Below are 16,397 nucleotides of genomic sequence, written 5' to 3'. Positions count from 1 at the left end.
GGGGCCGGGGGCCCTGGGCCCCGGCGGTTCCGGGGTGGCCGGGAACGGCCGATACCCTGGGGGTGTGACGTTCCCGGTAGTCGGCATGGTCGGCGGCGGTCAGCTCGCCCGCATGACCCACGAGGCGGGTATCCCCCTCGGCCTGAAATTCAAGCTCCTCAGTGACACCCCGCTGGATTCCGCGGCGCAGGTCGTCGGCGATGTCGTCATCGGCGACTATCGCGACCTGGACACGCTGCGTGACTTCGCGCGGGGCTGCGACGTGATCACCTTCGATCACGAACACGTACCCACCGAGCACCTCAGGGCCCTGGAGGCGGACGGCATCCCCGTCCGTCCGGGGCCCGACGCGTTGGTGCACGCCCAGGACAAGGGCGTGATGCGCGCGAAGCTCACGGAGATCGGCGTGCCCTGCCCGCGCCACCGGATCGTGGAGGACCCGGCCGACGTGGCCGCCTTCGCGGCCGAGGGCGCCTCGGACGGCGGCGACGGCTTCCCGGTCATCCTCAAGACGGTGCGTGGCGGATACGACGGGAAGGGGGTGTGGTTCGTGCGTTCCGTCGAGGACGCCGCGGAGCCCTTCCGGGCCGGCGTCCCGGTGCTCGCCGAGGAGAAGGTCGACTTCGTACGCGAACTGGCGGCCAACGTCGTCCGCTCGCCGCACGGCCAGGCCGTCGCCTACCCCGTCGTCGAGTCCCAGCAGGTCGACGGCGTGTGCGACACGGTGATCGCCCCCGCACCCGGCCTTTCGAAGGAACTCGCGGGCCAGGCCCAGGAGTTGGCCCTCGGTGTCGCGAAGGAGCTGGGCGTGGTCGGTCACCTCGCCGTCGAACTCTTCGAGACGGCCGACGGACGCATCCTGGTCAACGAACTGGCGATGCGCCCGCACAACTCCGGTCACTGGACGCAGGACGGCGCGATCACCTCGCAGTTCGCCAACCACGTGCGCGCCGTGCTCGACCTGCCGCTCGGCGACCCGCGCCCGCGCGCCAAGTGGACCGTCATGGCCAACGTCCTGGGCGGCGACTACCCCGACATGTACGCCGCGTACCTGCACTGCATGGCCCGCGACCCGCAGCTGAAGATCCACATGTACGGCAAGGACGTGAAGCCCGGCCGCAAGGTCGGCCACGTCAATACCTACGGCGACGACCTGGACGAGGTCCTCGACCGCGCCCGCCACGCAGCCGGCTACCTCCGAGGGACGATCACCGAATGACCTCTCCCGCTATTGGCATCGTCATGGGCTCCGACTCCGACTGGCCCGTCATGGAGGCCGCCGCCAAGGCCCTCGACGAGTTCGAGATCCCCTACGAGGTCGACGTCGTCTCCGCGCACCGCATGCCGCGCGAGATGATCGCGTACGGCGAGCAGGCCGCCGACCGCGGCCTGAAGGCGATCATCGCGGGCGCGGGCGGCGCCGCCCACCTGCCCGGCATGCTGGCGTCGGTGACGCCGCTGCCGGTGATCGGCGTGCCGGTTCCGTTGAAGTACCTGGACGGCATGGACAGCCTCCTGTCCATCGTGCAGATGCCCGCCGGCGTCCCGGTGGCGACGGTCTCGGTCGGCGGCGCGCGCAACGCCGGTCTGCTCGCGGCCCGGATCCTCGCGGCGCACGACGCCGAACTCCTGTCCCGTATGCGGGAGTTCCAGCAGGACCTGAACGACCAGGCGACGGAGAAGGGCAAGCGACTGCGCACCAAGGTCGAGGGAGCGGGTTCCGGATTCGGCTTCGGTTCGGGAAAGTGAGCGCATGACATCCCTGGACGAAGCGCGCGCCCTCCTTGCCGACTTCCCCGTCGTCGACGGCCACAACGACCTGCCGTGGGCCCTCCGTGAGAAGGCGGGCTACGACCTCGACCGCCTCGACATCGCCACCGACCAGACCGGCCACCTGCACACCGACATCGCCCGGCTCCGGTCGGGCGGTGTCGGCGCGCAGTTCTGGTCGGTGTACGTCCGCACGGACCTGGCCGGTGACGCGGCGGTCAGCGCCACGCTCGAACAGATCGACTGCGTCGAGCGGTTGCTCGCCCGCCACCCGGCGGACCTCAGCCGCGCCCTGACGGCGGCGGACATGGAGAAGGCCCGCTCCGAGGGCCGTATCGCCTCCCTGATGGGTGCCGAGGGCGGCCACTCCATCAACAACTCCCTCGCCACGCTGCGGGCGCTGCACACGCTCGGCGTCCGCTATATGACGCTCACGCACAACGACAACATCGCGTGGGCGGACTCGGCGACGGACGAGCCGGGCGTCGGCGGCCTGTCGCCCTTCGGCCACGAAGTCGTACGCGAGATGAACCGCGTCGGCATGCTGGTCGACCTCTCCCATGTGGCGGCGACGACGATGCGGGCGGCCCTGGACACGTCCGTGGCGCCGGTGATCTTCTCGCACTCGTCGGCGCGGGCGGTGTGCGACCACCCGCGCAACATCCCGGACGATGTCCTGGAGCGGCTGCCCGCCAACGGCGGCGTCGCGATGGTGACGTTCGTACCGAAGTTCGTCCTTCAGGCGGCGGTCGACTGGACGGCGGCCGCCGACGAGAACATGCGCGCCCACGGCTTCCACCACCTCGACACGACGCCGGAGGCGATGAAGGTCCACGAGGCCTTCGAGGCGTCGACCCCGCGTCCGATCGCCACCGCCGCCACCGTCGCCGACCACCTCGACCACATGCGCGAGGTCGCGGGCATCGACCACATCGGCATCGGCGGCGACTTCGACGGCACGGCGTTCACGCCCGACGGCCTGGACGACGTCGCGGGCTACCCGAACCTGATCGCCGAGCTGCTCGGCCGCGGCTGGTCGCAGGCCGACCTCGCCAAGCTGACCTGGCAGAACGCGGTACGGGTGCTGGGGGCAGCCGAGGACGTGGCGAGGGACGAGAGCGCGCGCCGCGGCCCGTCCGTCGCCACACTGGAGCAGCTGGACGGCTGACAGCGCCCCCCCCGAGCGGCCTCGCGTCACCTCCGCCAGAACAGGTGGTGCGTCACGCCGCTCGGGCTGGGCACGACGTCCAGGTGGTACCGGTCGAGCAGCTCGTCCGGCGACTTCCACAGCCGTACGCCGGAGCCGAGCCGCACCGGCGAGACCGCCACGTGCAGGGTGTCGACGAGGCCGGCGTCGAGGAACTCCCGGATGGTGGTCGCCCCACCGCCGAGCCGGACGTCCTTGCCGCCCGCCGCCTCCCGCGCCCGCGCGAGGACCGTGGTCGGGTCGCCGTCGACGAAGTGGAACGTCGTGTCGGAGAGCGTGAACGACGGCCGCTCGTGGTGGGTCATGACGAACACCGGCGTGTGGAACGGCGGTTCGTCGCCCCACCAGCCGCGCCACTCGTGGTCGGTCCAGGGCCCGCGCTGGGGCCCGAACTTGTTGCGCCCCATGATCTCCGCGCCGATGTTCCGCGCGAAGTCACGCGTGAAGTAGTCGTCGAGACCGCGGCTGCCGCCCGGGTCGGTGCGGTTGGGCCAGTTCGCCGTGGCCCCCGCCCAGGCGAACATCTCCCCGGGATCGGCGTGCCCGAAGGGCCGCTCCAGGCTCTGACCCTCACCGGCACCGAACCCGTCGCTCGAAACCGTGAAATTCTGCACCCGCACCAGCTGTTCCGCCTGCGCCTGCGCCTGCTTCATGTGTCCCTCCTGTTTCATCGACAACAGGAAAGACCGCGGGGGCCACGGAAACTCATCGCTGCCGGCGGACGAGTTTCCGGGGCCCCCCGCGACTTACGGCAGGTTCCGCGCCATCACGATCCGCTGCACCTGATTCGTACCCTCATAAATCTGCGTGCTTTACAGCGAACACGGCTCTGACCTGGGAAGACACCCCTTCCGTGGGGTGCCCCCCCAGCATTTCCCCATGATCACCAAGCTGACCCCCTTGGGACCTCCCTCGGCCCCTCTGTTGGTCATGCGTTGCTCACGTGAGCCTGCCACGCCATACCCAAGGCCGCCTCCGGCGGTGGGCGAGCACCACAGTTTTATGCGACAACGCAAATATTGGCGTGATCGCATGGACGGCGACGGCACGCCCTCCGTACGGTCGTGGAGCCGCCCCACAAGGGGGCGGGGACAGGGGGTTTCACCATGGCTCGTGAGGAACTGACCCGACTCACCGGCAACGGCAACGGGGGGCCGTGCGGCAAGGACGACTGCCCGAACATCTACCGCACCGCGTCCGGCTCCATCGTCGTCCAGGGCGACGTGTCCAAGGCATTCCAGCCCCCGGAGGGGGAAGGGCTTGTCGAGATCCCCGAAGACGTTCTGAGGGAGGCTGTCCGTGCTCTTGGCTGGTGAAGAGTGGGCCGCGCGCTTTGAGGGTTTCCGGCGGGAAGCATGGCGTCTTGAGACCCTGCCGCAGTACCTCATGCCGCAGGAAGCCGAGGAGCTTCAGGCGTTCCGCGACGGCGCGCGTATCGACCCCGCAACGGTCCGCAACGAGTACACAGACCGGCTCCGCAGGCAGGTCACGGAGGGGCGCGTTCAAGGACGCGTCCACATCGTCACTCGACCTCTGTCTGAGTACCTGCGGTTCGAGTTCTCCCAGTACTACCGGCCGCACCTCTTGGCTGGGGAGCAGATCCGCATTCTCGACGTGACCGACAGAACCAACCCTCTTGAGGGGGTTCAAGACTTCTGGATGTTCGACCAGTCGGAAGTCGTGCTCATGAACTATGAGCCTGACGGGAAGCAGATCAACCGCGAGGTATTCGAGGGCGACGTGGCCCAGTTCATCGAATACCAGCGAATCGCGGTAGCTGAGTCCGTGCCCTTCGAGGAGTTCGTGAAGGGTCTTGAGCTTTGAGCCTGAACGGCTAGGTCAGTCCAGGTCGGACCTAGCGGAAGCATTGCGAAGCCTGCGTAAGCGAGCCGGGAAGACTCAGACCTGGCTCGCTCGCCGCTGCAACATGTCACAAACCAAGGTCAGCAACATGGAGAGCGGGAAACTCACTCCCGCCATTGTCGACGTAGAGCTGATCCTCGAAGCGCTTGGGACCGATGATCCGGCAGCCTCGCAGATCCTCGAACTGGTTCGCACCGCGAATACCGAGTGGCAGGACCATTGGTCTTCGCGGCGCCGGGGTCTTGATAAGAAGCAGAACGAGCTAGCCAGGATCGAAACGGTTACAACGGAGTTCCGATTCTTCCTGCTCTCGGCGATCACAGGGCTACTTGCTACGCCGGAGTATGTGCGTGCCAGCATCGCGGACACTCCCGGAGACCAGTCCAAGACCATTGCCAAGAAACTGGAACGCCAGAGCGTCCTCTACGACTCGTCAAAGTCGTTCACGTTCCTGCTGACGGAACAGGCCGTTCGCTGGCCCTTACTGCCACCTCTCGCCATGGCAATGCAGCTCGACCGACTGGCTTCGGTATCTCGAATTCCTAGTGTTCGGCTTGGGGTCATCCCCTTGGCAGGTCACATTTCAGAGATGCCGCTGAATACTTTCACGGTATACGACCGGCGACTAGCCACCGTGGAAACCGGCACCGGTGCATTGATCCTGCGGGACCATCGCGACGTGAACGCATACCGCGAGGACTTCGAGAGGTACGAGTCGTACGCAGTGTTCGGAGACGAGTGCCGAGAACTCCTGAACGAGTGGTCCGGGATCTTTACCCGACAACGCAAATAGCACTAGAGGTCCCTCGCCTGCGGCCCGAGGATGTACTCATGCCGACCGAACCGAAGAAGGACCGTCAGAAGGCCCCGCTGGGTTGGCGGATGGACCCGATCCCAAGCCGTCCGGCACACCGGGATGAGGATGGGAACATTCGTGTCCCTATGTGGCTGACGAAGTACGGTCGGCATATGGCAGACACGGAAATGATTCTGCTTCCGTCCGAGGCGGCCTTACTGGCCGACAACCTGACCAACGCGATGCGCGAAAACTCCAGGTCGATACTGCACGAGATCTTTCGGGAGAGCGCAACGGCTCTTGGCCCGGGTGTCGTGTTTGTGTCGAAGTCGGATCAGTACCAGCTCTGAGTCTGTCTCGTCTTTGACCTCACAGGAAGGCACACCCATGCCCGGAACCGACCTGTACAGCCTGCCTATCGACGGCGCCACGTTCCACAAGGCGTGCGGAGGCAACACACACCCCGACGGCGAGTCCTGCGCCACGCTGGCGAAGATCGGCCCCCACGCGTGGGCGTTGGGCGACAGCAAGCGGCCCGGTGCGGAGCCGTTGCGCTTCACCACCGAGGAACTGAACGCGGCCGGTATCGACCCGGCCCGCTTCGGCCTGTCCGCCTGACGGCCATCCCTGGCGCCCCCGGTCCTGGCTCACCCCCGAGAGACAGGGCCGGTCGGGCGCCCCTCTTCTTCCTGCTCTGGACGGGACGACAGTTGCACCACCACGGCTACCTGTGGACCGGCTCCAAGCAACGGTTCGATGACGAGGCGCTGAGACGGCCCCCGCATCCTGACCCTCCTCCGGCCGATAAGCCGGAGCTGTTCGCGAGGTACAAGGAAGTGAAGGCGGAGTTCCCAACCGTGGACCTGCCACCGCTGGAAACGGCCCACTGGCTGATCAAGCCCGCGAAGCTCGTGCGCGGCACCTGGGAGGAGCCGAAGGAAGCAGCGGAATGGCTCGGGCAACAACTGACCGAGTACGCGCCCCGGTTCGCCTCCGAGTCCGATCGCGACAGCACACGGCTGGCACTACTGGTCTGCTCCGCCGCTGATCGGCTGAGCTGGGGTGGGGATGTGTCTCACGGCTTCTACCTGGAGAGGCCCGCATTTCTGTCCGTAGCTCTGGTGACGTGCTCCCCGAACCGTGCCGCACCGGACCTTGCCTGCCCGACTGCTGTCCACACCTGATGAGGGGAGCGCACCACGATGCCCCGTTCGATCCTGCGGTATGCGAAGCACCGGATCACTCAGCAACCGGACACAAGGGCGACGTTCGAGGCGAAGTGCCTGACGTGCGCCTGGGAGGCTAAGCCTGCGTCGGACGGCGCGACCGTCGATGTGGAGTGCATGAGCCATACCGGCCGAACGGGGCACGCCCGGTTCCGACGCCCGTGCACATCGGTCGCCCTGGTCGAACGAGCGGAGTAGGACCGAAGCAACGAAACAGCCCCGGCCCGAAATGGGCCGGGGCTCACTTTGTTGGTTGGTTAGAGGAGTGCTCGGAAGGGGTTGGCGTCGAGCGGTCCCGGGCGCTTCGGTTCGGGCGCGGGCTCCGGGGCCTGCCTGGGCGTCGGGCGGTAAGCATCCATCTGCACAACCGTGGCGCGGTTCTCATCACGCTTCGAGTCAGCCGGCCACGCCTCAGAGCGACGGGAATCGTCCTGGTTCTGCTCACGCTCCGCGCAGGCCGGCTGCGGCACAGCGTCACCGGAACTGTTACTGCGGATCGTGAAAACGGTGGCCGGTCGGCCTGTCTTACCCGAGCGGTCCACCGTCACGATGATTCCGGGCAGTTCCTTGACCTCAGCGGCTGACGCCCCCACGTACGGGAGCACCTGAGACGACGTGGCCCGACCGCCGTGCAGTTCGATCCGGGCGCGGACCTTGTCTGCGAGCGATGCCCTCGCCAATGAGGGGCGGCGTTGCCGGTCATTGGACTGGCCCGCGGCGATGCGTACGGCGTCCTGGACGGAGCGGCGTACCAGAGTGAAGGCGGCCGTCAGGATCTCGTCCGTGATGGTCTCGGAGCACTCGGAGGCCGCGAGGCAGGCGGCCACCCTGAGCGTCTGCTCTGCGGTCCGCTCGATGAAAACGGCCTGAGCCTCCGGAAGCGTCTCACCCAGGATGCGGGCGTACCGGCGAACGATGCGCCACAAGGGTCGTGCGTCCTCGGAGAGGGTGATCACGCGGGGGCGGGCGGTGGCCCATCCGTAAGCGTCGGACAGTTCGGAGCCGTCCACCTTCGGCAGGCTTACGCGGTCGTCGTCCAGCATCGGGACTGACCCGAGGAGGAAGGGCAGGATGCGGTTGTACGAGCCTCCAGCCGCTTCCGACTCGCCCACGTGCTTGGACCAGTCGGAGGGCGTGACGTGGCAGTGCAGCACCATGGCGGGGTCGCGTACTTCCTGTGCCTCTTCCTATTTAAGAAGGGGCGTAGGACTCGCCCTTGGTGTCAAGCGGCCGAGGCCACGGTTTCGTTAACGCCCCGCTCCGCCCGCATCCGCACGCCATGCGCCCAGGCCCCGGAGGGAAACGGGCTCCCGCCCTTGGCGATGTTGTCGCACTCCGCCTCCCAACGCTCAGCCTCGCCGGGCGCGCTGAACATCCAATCGCCGTGCTCGCCGTCCCACGGAATGTTGTGCCCGTGCGTAGCGCACTCCTCCCGCCGCTTCTTCGACGGCGCGTCCATCGCCGCCACAGTGGATGGAATCAGCAGGCATCGCGCTGACGCCGTAGGCGCCAGCATCCCCGCCTTGATCAGGTTGCAACGAGCCTGCCGGTAGCGGCCGGGACTGTACGACTCCCCCTTCTCATTGGCCAGGATCAGTTGCAGCTCACCGGAGCCCAAGGGGGCGTGCCCGCCGCGCTGCATACGGTCCAGGGCGAGCAGCCACATACGCATTTCCAGGTGCAGCACGGCGTTTCCGATGGCCGGGTGCGAATGCTCGGGCCGGTAGACCTTGGCGAATCGGTAGCTCACTCGGCCCCCTGCGCGTCCAGCCAGCGATCCAGGTCCGAAGGGCGACACCGAAGCGACTGCCCCACCTTCCGGAATGGAATCCCTCGCCGCTTCCAATTCGAGTAGACCCAGTGATCGGGAACGTTTAGGTACTCGGCAACGTCGTCAACGGTCATCAGCTTGGTCACATAAGCTCCATGGAAAAGAAAACCCCCGAGGGGCCTCGGGGGCTATGGTCATGCTTATTAATGGCAGTGTGGTTACGCGTCTGGCTTGGCCGTGAATCCGGAGTCGAACACAGCCTTGGCCTTGTCGGTCAGTTCCCCACCGGCTTTTCCTGCCACTGCGGTGAGGAAGCCATCGCGGCGTGCCTTCTTCAGGTGGTCGCGGACCGTCTCTGGCCGACGCTCAATCAGCCGTGCAAGCCAATCAACCGGGCGACGTGCCCCAATGGCGGCCATCTGCACGTAGACGGCTGACAGCGTCACGAGGTATGGGGCGGAGACCCCTCCCAGATCGAGTAGCCGTTTGGCCGTTACCCCTGCCTCCTCGATCGTCTGTGTGATCTCTCGCGCTCCCTCTTCGAGGCTTGGGGCTGCCTCTTCGGCTGCCTTGACCGCTGCCGCGAGGTCAAGCCTGCGGAGCACGGTGGTGGAAATACCGCGCGCCACATCGCGTGGCAGCGCTTCCTCCGCCTTCTCGATGGTGATGCGTTGCGGCCCGCCTGTCACCGGGCCGCTTGGCCACCACATGTGGATGTTCCACGCGCCCTGGTGCTGGGTGATCTCGAACCCGCTCTCATCTGTCATCACAGCTCAACTGTACCACACACGGTGGTCCACCCTGTGTAGACAACCCATGGTGGTCCGTGTGCATTCTGAGGATGGAGGGGCTAGCCACAGCGGGGGGCGGGCTCCAGAACGAGAAAGGCCAGCTCAGACGTGGCAAGGGCATGGGTAGCGCGCTCGAAAGACGACGCGAAGAAGTGGACGACCTTCTGGTATGACCCTGACGGCAAGCAGCGTCAGAAGTCGTTCGAGACCAAGAAGCGCGCCGACGACCACCGGAAGCGCAAGGAGCAGGAGCTAGACGCCGGGACCTACCTGGACGACCGGTTGGGGAAGCAGCCTGTGACGGCTGTCTGGGAGCAGTGGACCAATCAAAGGAAGCTGGAGAACAGCACCAAGAAGCAGTACCGCTCGATCCTGAACACGACCATTGAGCCGTTCTTCAAGGCGCGCTCGATCGTGTCCCTGAAGGTGGCGGACATTGAGCAGTGGCTCTTGTGGATGGAGACGGACCGCAAGCTGTCCGCACGGACGCGGCGTCAGCGGTTCTCGTTCTTCTCCGGGATGATGGACTGGGCCGTTGTCAACGAGATCATCGGCCGCAACCCGTGCAAGAAGATCAAGCATGCGGGCAGTCGTGCCAAGGAGATCCGCGAGCACAAGAGCAAGGCACGACGGCTCACAACGCGGGAAGTTCTGGCTGCGCTCGACGGCGCACCACCCCGGTACCGCGCAATGCTGTGGCTGATGGCCGGTTGCGGGCTTCGTATCGGTGAGGCCATGGCCGTCTCTCGGGATCAGATCGACTTCAAAGCCGAGGTTCTGCGCGTTGACTTCCAGATCGAGGAGGACGGCGAAACGGAGCCCGGCAAGAACAGCGCGCTACAGCGGCGGCACATCAAGGCCCGCGACGAGGAAGAGCCCGGCCGCGTGGTGCCACTCCCGCCCAACGTGGCCTTCGAGCTTCGGCGACACATCAAGAACCACGGTGTGTGGGGGCCGGAGCGCCTGTTGTTCCCCAACGTGTCGCGCACCGGGTACCTGTACGCGTCGTACTTCTACCGGCAGATCTGGATGGTGGCTCTGTCCAAGGGTGAGGTGACGTACTGCAAGCCACACTCCATGCGGCACTACTACGGATCGCGGCTCCTGTACGCGGGCGTCCCTGAGAACGTATGTGGCCGACTGGATGGGTCACAGCAGTACGGACGTGTTGCGCGAGCACTACCACTACATCTTTGAGGGAGCCGAGCAGCGCGGGCGGGCGGCCATCGCCACGATGCTGACGCCCGGGGCGGACGACCCCACAGAGGCACAGGCCGAAGTCGCCTGACAGAGCCCATACGAACGGCCCCCGGCAGAGTGCCGGGGGCCGTTGCGTTTATGCAGGTGAGAGGCGGTTTCCCGTCCAGCGTCAGCCCAGGATTTCCCCAGCATGACGCCCATGATCGGCCCGAAACGGACCCGAACGGACCGGAAGCCGATCACAGCCCGCGAGCCATCGAAAATGGCCGCTGACCTGCGAAAACCCAGTTACGGCAGGTTCCTTGCCATGACGATGCGCTGGACCTGATTCGTACCCTCATAAATCTGCGTGATCTTCGCGTCGCGCATCATCCGCTCGACGGGGTAGTCCCGGGTGTAGCCGTAGCCGCCGAGGAGCTGGACGGCGTCCGTGGTGACCTCCATCGCGACGTCCGAGGCGAAGCACTTGGCGGCCGCGCCCTGGAAGGTCAGACCCCTCTCTCCACCTCCGGCGGCAACGCGCTCCGACACGGCCGCCGCCGCGTACGTCAGCTGGCGCGCGGCCTCGATCTTCATCGCCATGTCGGCGAGCATGAACTGGATGCCCTGGAAGTCGGCGATCGGCTTGCCGAACTGCTTGCGCTCCTGGACGTAGCCCTTGGCGTAGTCGAGGGCGCCCTGCGCGATGCCGAGGGCCTGCGCCGCGATGGTGACGCGGGTGTGGTCCAGGGTCTTCATCGCGGTCGCGAAGCCCGTGCCCTCCTCGCCGATCATGCGGTCGGCGGGGATGCGTACGTTGTCGAGGTAGACCTCGCGGGTGGGGGAGCCCTTGATGCCGAGCTTCCTCTCCGGGGCGCCGAAGGAGACGCCCTCGTCCGACTTCTCGACGACGAAGGCGCTGATGCCCTTCGAGCGCTTGGTCGGGTCGGTGACGGCCATGACCGTGTAGTACTCGGAGACGCCCGCGTTGGTGATCCAGCGCTTCACGCCGTTGAGGACGTAGCTGTCGCCGTCGCGGACGGCCTTCGTCTTCATGCCGGCGGCGTCCGAACCCGCGTCCGGCTCGCTCAGGCAGTACGAGAACATGCCCTCGCCCTTGGCGAGCGGGGTCATGTACCTCTTCTTCAGGTCCTCGGAGCCGGAGAGGATGACGGGCAGCGAGCCGAGCTTGTTCACGGCCGGGATGAGGGAGGAGCTGGCGCAGACGCGGGCCACTTCCTCGATCACGATGACGGTCGCCAGGGCGTCGGCGCCCGCGCCGCCGTAGCTCTCGGGTACGTGCACGGCGTGCAGGTCGTTCGCGACGAGGGCGTCGAGGGCCTCCTGCGGGAAGCGGGCCTCCTCGTCCACGGCGGCGGCGAACGGCGCGATCTTCGCCTCGGCCATCGAGCGGATCGCGTCCCGGAGCATGTCGTGCTCCTCGGACGGGCGGTACAGGTCGAAATCAGCCGATCCGGCCAAGGTCTCTCACGCTCCAAGGATGCTAATTACCGTTAAGTAACCGAAATTTTAGTGGTGTCACCCGCACGACCGATACGTGAGCTTGGCGACAGCGGGAAACGTGCCCGGTGAGGGGCCTGGATACGCCCGACTATGCTCGGTCAACGCACGGCAGCAGCAAGCCCCCGCAGACCGTCTGGAGCACCGCATGGCCCTCAAGATCACCGTGATCGGCACCGGCTATCTCGGCGCCACGCACGCCGCGGCCATGGCCGAACTCGGCTTCGAGGTCCTCGGTCTCGACGTGGTGACCGAGAAGGTCGCCATGCTCCAGCGGGGCGAGGTCCCCATGTACGAGCCCGGCCTCGAAGAGCTGCTGCGCAAGCACGTCGCCGGCATCGAGGGCTCCAGCGGGCGGCTGCGCTTCACGACGGACCCGGCGGAGGCGGCGGACTTCGGCGACGTCCACTTCATCTGCGTGAACACCCCGCAGAAGCACGGCGAGTACGCCTGCGACATGTCGTACGTCGACACCGCGCTGGAGTCCCTCGCCAAGCACCTCACCAAGGCGTCGCTCGTCGTCGGCAAGTCCACCGTGCCGGTCGGCAGCGCGGACCGGCTCGCCGCCCGCCTCGCCGAGCTGGCCCCGGCGGGCGACGAGGTCGAGCTGGCGTGGAACCCCGAGTTCCTGCGGGAGGGCTTCGCCGTACAGGACACGCTGCACCCCGACCGCATCGTGGTCGGCGTACGCAGCGAGCGCGCCGAGAAGCTGCTGCGCGAGGTCTACGCGACGCCGATCGCCGACGGCTCGCCCTTCGTCGTCACCGACTTCCCGACGGCGGAGCTGGTCAAGACCTCGGCGAACTCCTTCCTCGCCACGAAGATCTCCTTCATCAACGCCATGGCGGAGGTGTGCGAGGCCGCGGGCGGCGACGTCGTGAAGCTCGCGGAGGCGCTCGGACACGACGACCGGATCGGCAAGAAGTTCCTGCGGGCCGGGATCGGCTTCGGCGGCGGCTGCCTGCCCAAGGACATCCGCGCGTTCATGGCGCGCGCCGGTGAGCTGGGCGCGGACCAGGCGCTGACGTTCCTCCGCGAGATCGACTCCATCAACATGCGCCGGCGCGGCCAGATGGTCGAGATGGCCCGCGAGGCGCTGGGCGGCGGCTCCTTCCTCGGCAAGCGGGTCGCGGTGCTCGGCGCCACGTTCAAGCCGGACTCCGACGACGTCCGCGACTCCCCGGCGCTCAACGTCGCCGGGCAGATCCACCTCCAGGGCGGCCAGGTCACGGTGTACGACCCGAAGGGCATGGCGAACGCCCGCCGCCTCTTTCCCACGCTCGGCTACGCGGACACGGCGACGGACGCGGTACGCGGCGCCGACGTCGTCCTGCACCTCACGGAGTGGCGCGAGTTCCGCGAGCTGGACCCGGCGGCGCTCGCCTCCGTGGCGACGACCCCGGTCGTCCTCGACGGCCGCAACGCCCTCGATCCGCAGACCTGGCGGGCGGCGGGCTGGACCTACCGCGCCATGGGCAGGCCCGCGGCCTGACGCCGACGCCGAGACCGAGCCACCACTAGGTGGATGCGCCGGGTGCCGCCTTGCGTGCCCGGTACGCCCGCATCTTCGCGCGCGCCCCGCACACCCCCATGTCACACCACCGGCTCCGGCCCGCCGGGCTGCGGTCGTAGTACGCCCAGTGGCAGGTGACCGCCTCGCACGCCTTGAGGCGCAGCCACGTCCCGGCGGTGAGCGCCTCGGCGATCGCCGAGGCCACCCGCGCGGTGAGCGCCGAGGCGTCCGCGGGGACGAGCGACGCGGCGCCCGTCGCGCCGTCCACCTCCACCAGCAGCGGCCCGTGGGCCAGCAGTTCGCTCAGCTCCCGTACCGGCCCGTGCGCCGGGTGTCCGGCGTGCGCGAGGCACGCCGCCCGCAGGGACTCCCGCAGTTCGCGCGCCGCGTCCACGTCCCGCGCGGCGAGTCCGAAAGCGGTACGCCCGGCCTCGGTGTCCAGGGCGTCCGCGCCGCTCGCCAGGTCCAGCGTGTTCACCAGCTCCTGGACCAGCGCGAGCCCTCCCGGTGCCGGCGCTCTGTCATTCATGGTTGCGACGTTACCCCTTCTGCGGGAGCATGAAGTAACCGTTACCGGTTACACCAACCTACCGGTAATCCATGAACGTCCGGAGGAATCATGGCTCTCGCCAAGCTCGGCGTCGTCGTCCTGGACTGCGCCGACCCGCTCGCCCTCGCCGAGTTCTACGCCGCGGTCATCGGCGGCACCCCGGCCCCCGCCGACGACACCTGGGTCGACCTCAAGGGGTACGACGGCACCCCCCTGGCCTTCCAGAAGGCCCCGGGGCACGTACCGCCGAAGTGGCCCGCGCCCGACGGGTCGCAGCAGTTCCACCTGGATCTCACAGTGGAAGACATGGACGCCGCCGAGAAGCAGGTCCTCGCCCTCGGCGCCACGGTCCTCGACGCGGCCGACCGGGACCGCAACTGGCGGGTTTACGCCGACCCGGCAGGGCACCCGTTCTGCCTCTGCGCCTGCTGAGACGCCCGTGCCCTGCCGGGCATCCTGTCGAGAAGGAGGGGTCATGACCGACCAGCACGACACCACCGCCCCCGTCGCCCGCCTGCGCAACATCGTCCTCGACTGCCCGCGGCCGCGTGAGCTGGCGGAGTTCTACGCCCAGATCATCGGCGGCACCATCGAGGAGGAGGACGGCGACTGGGTCGACCTCGTGGCCCCGGGCCGCGTCAAGGTGTCGTTCCAGCGGGTGAGCGACCTGCGCCCGCCCGAGTGGCCCCGCTCCGACGTCAATGCCCAGCAGCTCCACCTGGACCTCGACGCCGGCCGCACCACCGAGGAGCTCGACGCCGCCGAGGAGAAAGTGCTCGCCCTCGGCGCGCGCCCCCTCGACCTGGACGACGACGGCGGCAAGCGCGACTTCCGCGTCTACGCCGACCCGGTCGGGCACCCGTTCTGCCTCTGCAAGATCCCCTGACGTGACCGTGACGGACGACGGGGCCGGCCCCGGCCCCGTTCCGGATCAGCCGTCCAGACGCTCTATCCGCGCGGTCGAGGCCGTCCTGCGCTCCCGCGTGGCCCGGGCCGTGAAGTCCGCGCCGCGCAGGGCCCGTTGGAAGTTGCCCCAGGTGAGCAGCGCCACGTCGGACTCGGACCAGCCGCGTTCCAGGAGCTCCGCGATCAGCTCCGGATAGCCCGACGGGTCGGGGAGGCCCTCCGGGTGCGCCTCAGGGGTGTCGTACATCCCCGAGATGCCGACGCACTCCGGCCCCGCGACCCGCCGCACGTGATCGAGGTGGTCCGCCGCCTCGCGCAGCGAAGGACCCGTGCGGTCGGCGGCCAGCGGCACCATGCACAGCCCCTTGAGCTCGCCCACCTCCGCGAGCAGCTCGTCCGAGAGGTTGTCCGGGTGGTCGTGCAGGGCACGGGCCCCGGAGCGGGTGAAGATCACCGGCGCCTTGGAGATGGCGAGGACCCGCCGCACGGTCGCCTCGGACGCGCCGGAGAGGTCCGCGAGGATGCCGAGCCGGTTCATCTCGCGTACGACCTCCTCACCGAACGCGGTCAGTCCGTCGGCGCCCGCCCACGACGTACCGCAGAGGGTCACCGCGCACAGCCCCAGGTTGTGCAGCCCGCGCAGGGTGCCCAGCGAGTCGCCGAGCGCGGTGCCGCGGGCGGGGCCGATCAGCGTGGCGATGCGGCCGCAGTTGCGGGCGTCGGTGGCCTCCGAGGCGTCGCGGGCGAGCCGCAGCCACTCGGGGTGCGTACCGACGACGTGTTTCACCAGGTCGATCTGTTCGAGGGTGGACCGTACGACCTGGTCGGTGCCGAGCCGCTCGGGCACGTGCACGGACCACAACTGCGCCCCGACCCGGCCCGAGCGCAGCCGCGGCAGATCGCTCTCCAGGCCGCTGTCGCCCGTCTCGAAGTCGTACCAGGGCAGGTCGCGCAAGGTCCCCGGCAGACCGCTGTACCCGTCGGCTACGGGGTGTGCGGCGAGCACGGCCTGCGCCCGCTCCAGCGGGTCGGCGGCCTCGGCCGCCTCGGGGTCGTGGCCGGGCTCCCGCTCGGGAAGCGGCTCGGCGAGGGGGTCGGGCCGGGCGGGGGACTGGTCGAGCTCCCCCGCCTCGGCGGTGGCGTTGGTCTCGTCCTGCAGGTCTGCCATGGCAGGGCTCCGGACGTCGGCGGTGGCAGTTCGGGACCACCGTGGCATGCCGGGGGCGGGCTTTCCCGCCGGGCGGGCCGTTCGGGGGACGGGGCCGCGCCCGGCCTACGTCCCTTCCGCAGGGCCGGCCGGGTCA

The 16,397-nt window shown here is 68.2% G+C and carries 21 protein-coding genes; 13 read left to right on the top strand and 8 right to left on the bottom strand.

Translation table 11 applies throughout. The features are described 5' to 3' along the window. Positions 1–64: 64 nt before the first annotated feature. From ACOBQB_RS24605 to ACOBQB_RS24595, 3 genes are read left to right on the top strand one after another with little or no spacing between them, the layout of a single operon-like run. On the top strand, positions 65–1,219 hold the full coding sequence (locus ACOBQB_RS24605) for a 5-(carboxyamino)imidazole ribonucleotide synthase (protein WP_423594300.1): 1,155 nt from the start codon (positions 65–67) through the stop codon (positions 1,217–1,219). Further along, a complete protein-coding gene (purE, locus tag ACOBQB_RS24600) occupies positions 1,216–1,749 on the top strand; it encodes a 5-(carboxyamino)imidazole ribonucleotide mutase (protein WP_423594298.1) in 534 nt (177 codons plus the stop codon). The genes ACOBQB_RS24605 and purE overlap by 4 nt, the downstream gene beginning before the upstream one ends. Positions 1,750–1,753: 4 nt before the next feature. Then, entirely contained in the window at positions 1,754–2,938 is a 1,185-nt protein-coding gene (locus ACOBQB_RS24595) for a dipeptidase (RefSeq protein ID WP_423594296.1), read from the top strand. Positions 2,939–2,964: 26 nt separating this feature from the next. On the opposite strand, the gene ACOBQB_RS24590 is transcribed toward ACOBQB_RS24595, so the two are convergent. Further along, the gene (locus ACOBQB_RS24590) at positions 2,965–3,630 is read right to left on the bottom strand and encodes a dihydrofolate reductase family protein (protein WP_423594294.1); all 666 of its coding nucleotides are present in this window, start codon (positions 3,628–3,630) and stop codon (positions 2,965–2,967) included. A 453-nt stretch (positions 3,631–4,083) separates the two neighbouring features. On the opposite strand from ACOBQB_RS24590, the gene ACOBQB_RS24585 reads away from it, so the two are divergent. The 6 genes from ACOBQB_RS24585 (at position 4,084) to ACOBQB_RS24560 (ending at position 6,820) form a co-directional block, all read left to right on the top strand. Next, entirely contained in the window at positions 4,084–4,293 is a 210-nt protein-coding gene (locus tag ACOBQB_RS24585; RefSeq protein ID WP_423594292.1) for a hypothetical protein, read from the top strand. Further along, positions 4,277–4,801, top strand: coding sequence for a DUF6879 family protein (locus ACOBQB_RS24580; protein ID WP_423594290.1), 525 nt, complete (start codon positions 4,277–4,279; stop codon positions 4,799–4,801). Before ACOBQB_RS24585 ends, ACOBQB_RS24580 begins: the two co-directional genes overlap by 17 nt. Further along, positions 4,791–5,633 carry a helix-turn-helix domain-containing protein gene (locus tag ACOBQB_RS24575; protein WP_423594288.1) on the top strand — a complete coding sequence of 281 codons (843 nt, stop codon included), beginning with the start codon at positions 4,791–4,793 and terminating at the stop codon, positions 5,631–5,633. The genes ACOBQB_RS24580 and ACOBQB_RS24575 overlap by 11 nt, the downstream gene beginning before the upstream one ends. Positions 5,634–5,671: 38 nt before the next feature. Next, the gene (locus ACOBQB_RS24570; protein ID WP_423594286.1) at positions 5,672–5,986 is read left to right on the top strand and encodes a hypothetical protein; all 315 of its coding nucleotides are present in this window, start codon (positions 5,672–5,674) and stop codon (positions 5,984–5,986) included. Between the two features lie 37 nt (positions 5,987–6,023). Beyond that, positions 6,024–6,254, top strand: coding sequence for a DUF397 domain-containing protein (locus tag ACOBQB_RS24565; RefSeq protein WP_423594285.1), 231 nt, complete (start codon positions 6,024–6,026; stop codon positions 6,252–6,254). A 92-nt stretch (positions 6,255–6,346) separates the two neighbouring features. After that, entirely contained in the window at positions 6,347–6,820 is a 474-nt protein-coding gene (locus tag ACOBQB_RS24560; protein ID WP_423594283.1) for a hypothetical protein, read from the top strand. A gap of 299 nt (positions 6,821–7,119) precedes the next feature. On the opposite strand, the gene ACOBQB_RS24555 is transcribed toward ACOBQB_RS24560, so the two are convergent. The 4 genes from ACOBQB_RS24555 to ACOBQB_RS24540 form a co-directional block, all read right to left on the bottom strand. Continuing rightward, a complete protein-coding gene (locus tag ACOBQB_RS24555; RefSeq protein ID WP_423594281.1) occupies positions 7,120–7,905 on the bottom strand; it encodes a hypothetical protein in 786 nt (261 codons plus the stop codon). Between the two features lie 179 nt (positions 7,906–8,084). Further along, the gene (locus ACOBQB_RS24550) at positions 8,085–8,612 is read right to left on the bottom strand and encodes a hypothetical protein (protein ID WP_423594280.1); all 528 of its coding nucleotides are present in this window, start codon (positions 8,610–8,612) and stop codon (positions 8,085–8,087) included. Beyond that, positions 8,609–8,767: a helix-turn-helix domain-containing protein gene (locus tag ACOBQB_RS24545; RefSeq protein WP_423598726.1), complete on the bottom strand. Its 159-nt coding sequence runs from the start codon at positions 8,765–8,767 to the stop codon at positions 8,609–8,611. The genes ACOBQB_RS24550 and ACOBQB_RS24545 overlap by 4 nt, the downstream gene beginning before the upstream one ends. An 84-nt stretch (positions 8,768–8,851) precedes the next feature. Continuing rightward, positions 8,852–9,403, bottom strand: a complete 552-nt coding sequence (locus ACOBQB_RS24540; protein WP_423594279.1) for a hypothetical protein — start codon at positions 9,401–9,403, stop codon at positions 8,852–8,854. 129 nt (positions 9,404–9,532) lie between these two features. Here ACOBQB_RS24540 and ACOBQB_RS24535 point away from each other — a divergent pair, with 129 nt between their 5' ends. Next, the gene (locus ACOBQB_RS24535; protein WP_423594278.1) at positions 9,533–10,621 is read left to right on the top strand and encodes a tyrosine-type recombinase/integrase; all 1,089 of its coding nucleotides are present in this window, start codon (positions 9,533–9,535) and stop codon (positions 10,619–10,621) included. Positions 10,622–10,912: 291 nt separating this feature from the next. Here the strand turns inward: ACOBQB_RS24535 and ACOBQB_RS24530 are convergent, their stop codons facing one another. After that, the gene (locus tag ACOBQB_RS24530) at positions 10,913–12,085 is read right to left on the bottom strand and encodes an acyl-CoA dehydrogenase family protein (RefSeq protein ID WP_423594277.1); all 1,173 of its coding nucleotides are present in this window, start codon (positions 12,083–12,085) and stop codon (positions 10,913–10,915) included. A gap of 187 nt (positions 12,086–12,272) precedes the next feature. Between ACOBQB_RS24530 and ACOBQB_RS24525 the strand changes: the two genes are divergently transcribed. After that, positions 12,273–13,616 carry a UDP-glucose dehydrogenase family protein gene (locus ACOBQB_RS24525; RefSeq protein ID WP_423594276.1) on the top strand — a complete coding sequence of 448 codons (1,344 nt, stop codon included), beginning with the start codon at positions 12,273–12,275 and terminating at the stop codon, positions 13,614–13,616. A gap of 25 nt (positions 13,617–13,641) precedes the next feature. Here the strand turns inward: ACOBQB_RS24525 and ACOBQB_RS24520 are convergent, their stop codons facing one another. Then, the gene (locus ACOBQB_RS24520; protein ID WP_423594275.1) at positions 13,642–14,166 is read right to left on the bottom strand and encodes a CGNR zinc finger domain-containing protein; all 525 of its coding nucleotides are present in this window, start codon (positions 14,164–14,166) and stop codon (positions 13,642–13,644) included. A gap of 90 nt (positions 14,167–14,256) precedes the next feature. Here ACOBQB_RS24520 and ACOBQB_RS24515 point away from each other — a divergent pair, with 90 nt between their 5' ends. Then, positions 14,257–14,619: a VOC family protein gene (locus ACOBQB_RS24515; RefSeq protein ID WP_423594274.1), complete on the top strand. Its 363-nt coding sequence runs from the start codon at positions 14,257–14,259 to the stop codon at positions 14,617–14,619. 43 nt (positions 14,620–14,662) lie between these two features. Beyond that, on the top strand, positions 14,663–15,073 hold the full coding sequence (locus tag ACOBQB_RS24510) for a VOC family protein (RefSeq protein WP_423594273.1): 411 nt from the start codon (positions 14,663–14,665) through the stop codon (positions 15,071–15,073). Positions 15,074–15,118: 45 nt separating this feature from the next. On the opposite strand, the gene ACOBQB_RS24505 is transcribed toward ACOBQB_RS24510, so the two are convergent. Beyond that, positions 15,119–16,261 (bottom strand): dipeptidase, encoded by a 1,143-nt coding sequence (locus ACOBQB_RS24505; RefSeq protein WP_423594272.1) that lies wholly within the window; start codon positions 16,259–16,261, stop codon positions 15,119–15,121. Between the last annotated feature and the right edge of the window lie 136 nt (positions 16,262–16,397).

The organism is Streptomyces sp. G5(2025), assembly GCF_049542075.1.
In the GTDB taxonomy this organism is placed as follows: domain Bacteria; phylum Actinomycetota; class Actinomycetes; order Streptomycetales; family Streptomycetaceae; genus Streptomyces.
Note: the sequence above shows the minus strand (reverse complement) of the source record. Positions and strands in the feature narration are given on the sequence as shown.

What these genes read in the sequence shown, in the direction of transcription:
- ACOBQB_RS24570 (WP_423594286.1), top strand. Translation starts at nt 5,672, where the DNA reads ATGCCGACCGAACCGAAGAAGGACCGTCAGAAGGCCCCGCTGGGTTGG.
- ACOBQB_RS24525 (WP_423594276.1), top strand. Translation starts at nt 12,273, where the DNA reads ATGGCCCTCAAGATCACCGTGATCGGCACCGGCTATCTCGGCGCCACG.
- ACOBQB_RS24585 (WP_423594292.1), top strand. Translation starts at nt 4,084, where the DNA reads ATGGCTCGTGAGGAACTGACCCGACTCACCGGCAACGGCAACGGGGGG.
- ACOBQB_RS24545 (WP_423598726.1), bottom strand. Translation starts at nt 8,767, where the DNA reads ATGACCGTTGACGACGTTGCCGAGTACCTAAACGTTCCCGATCACTGG.
- ACOBQB_RS24590 (WP_423594294.1), bottom strand. Translation starts at nt 3,630, where the DNA reads ATGAAGCAGGCGCAGGCGCAGGCGGAACAGCTGGTGCGGGTGCAGAAT.
- ACOBQB_RS24520 (WP_423594275.1), bottom strand. Translation starts at nt 14,166, where the DNA reads ATGAATGACAGAGCGCCGGCACCGGGAGGGCTCGCGCTGGTCCAGGAG.
- ACOBQB_RS24505 (WP_423594272.1), bottom strand. Translation starts at nt 16,261, where the DNA reads ATGGCAGACCTGCAGGACGAGACCAACGCCACCGCCGAGGCGGGGGAG.
- ACOBQB_RS24515 (WP_423594274.1), top strand. Translation starts at nt 14,257, where the DNA reads ATGGCTCTCGCCAAGCTCGGCGTCGTCGTCCTGGACTGCGCCGACCCG.
- ACOBQB_RS24595 (WP_423594296.1), top strand. Translation starts at nt 1,754, where the DNA reads ATGACATCCCTGGACGAAGCGCGCGCCCTCCTTGCCGACTTCCCCGTC.
- purE (WP_423594298.1), top strand. Translation starts at nt 1,216, where the DNA reads ATGACCTCTCCCGCTATTGGCATCGTCATGGGCTCCGACTCCGACTGG.
- ACOBQB_RS24555 (WP_423594281.1), bottom strand. Translation starts at nt 7,905, where the DNA reads ATGCTGGACGACGACCGCGTAAGCCTGCCGAAGGTGGACGGCTCCGAA.
- ACOBQB_RS24565 (WP_423594285.1), top strand. Translation starts at nt 6,024, where the DNA reads ATGCCCGGAACCGACCTGTACAGCCTGCCTATCGACGGCGCCACGTTC.
- ACOBQB_RS24510 (WP_423594273.1), top strand. Translation starts at nt 14,663, where the DNA reads ATGACCGACCAGCACGACACCACCGCCCCCGTCGCCCGCCTGCGCAAC.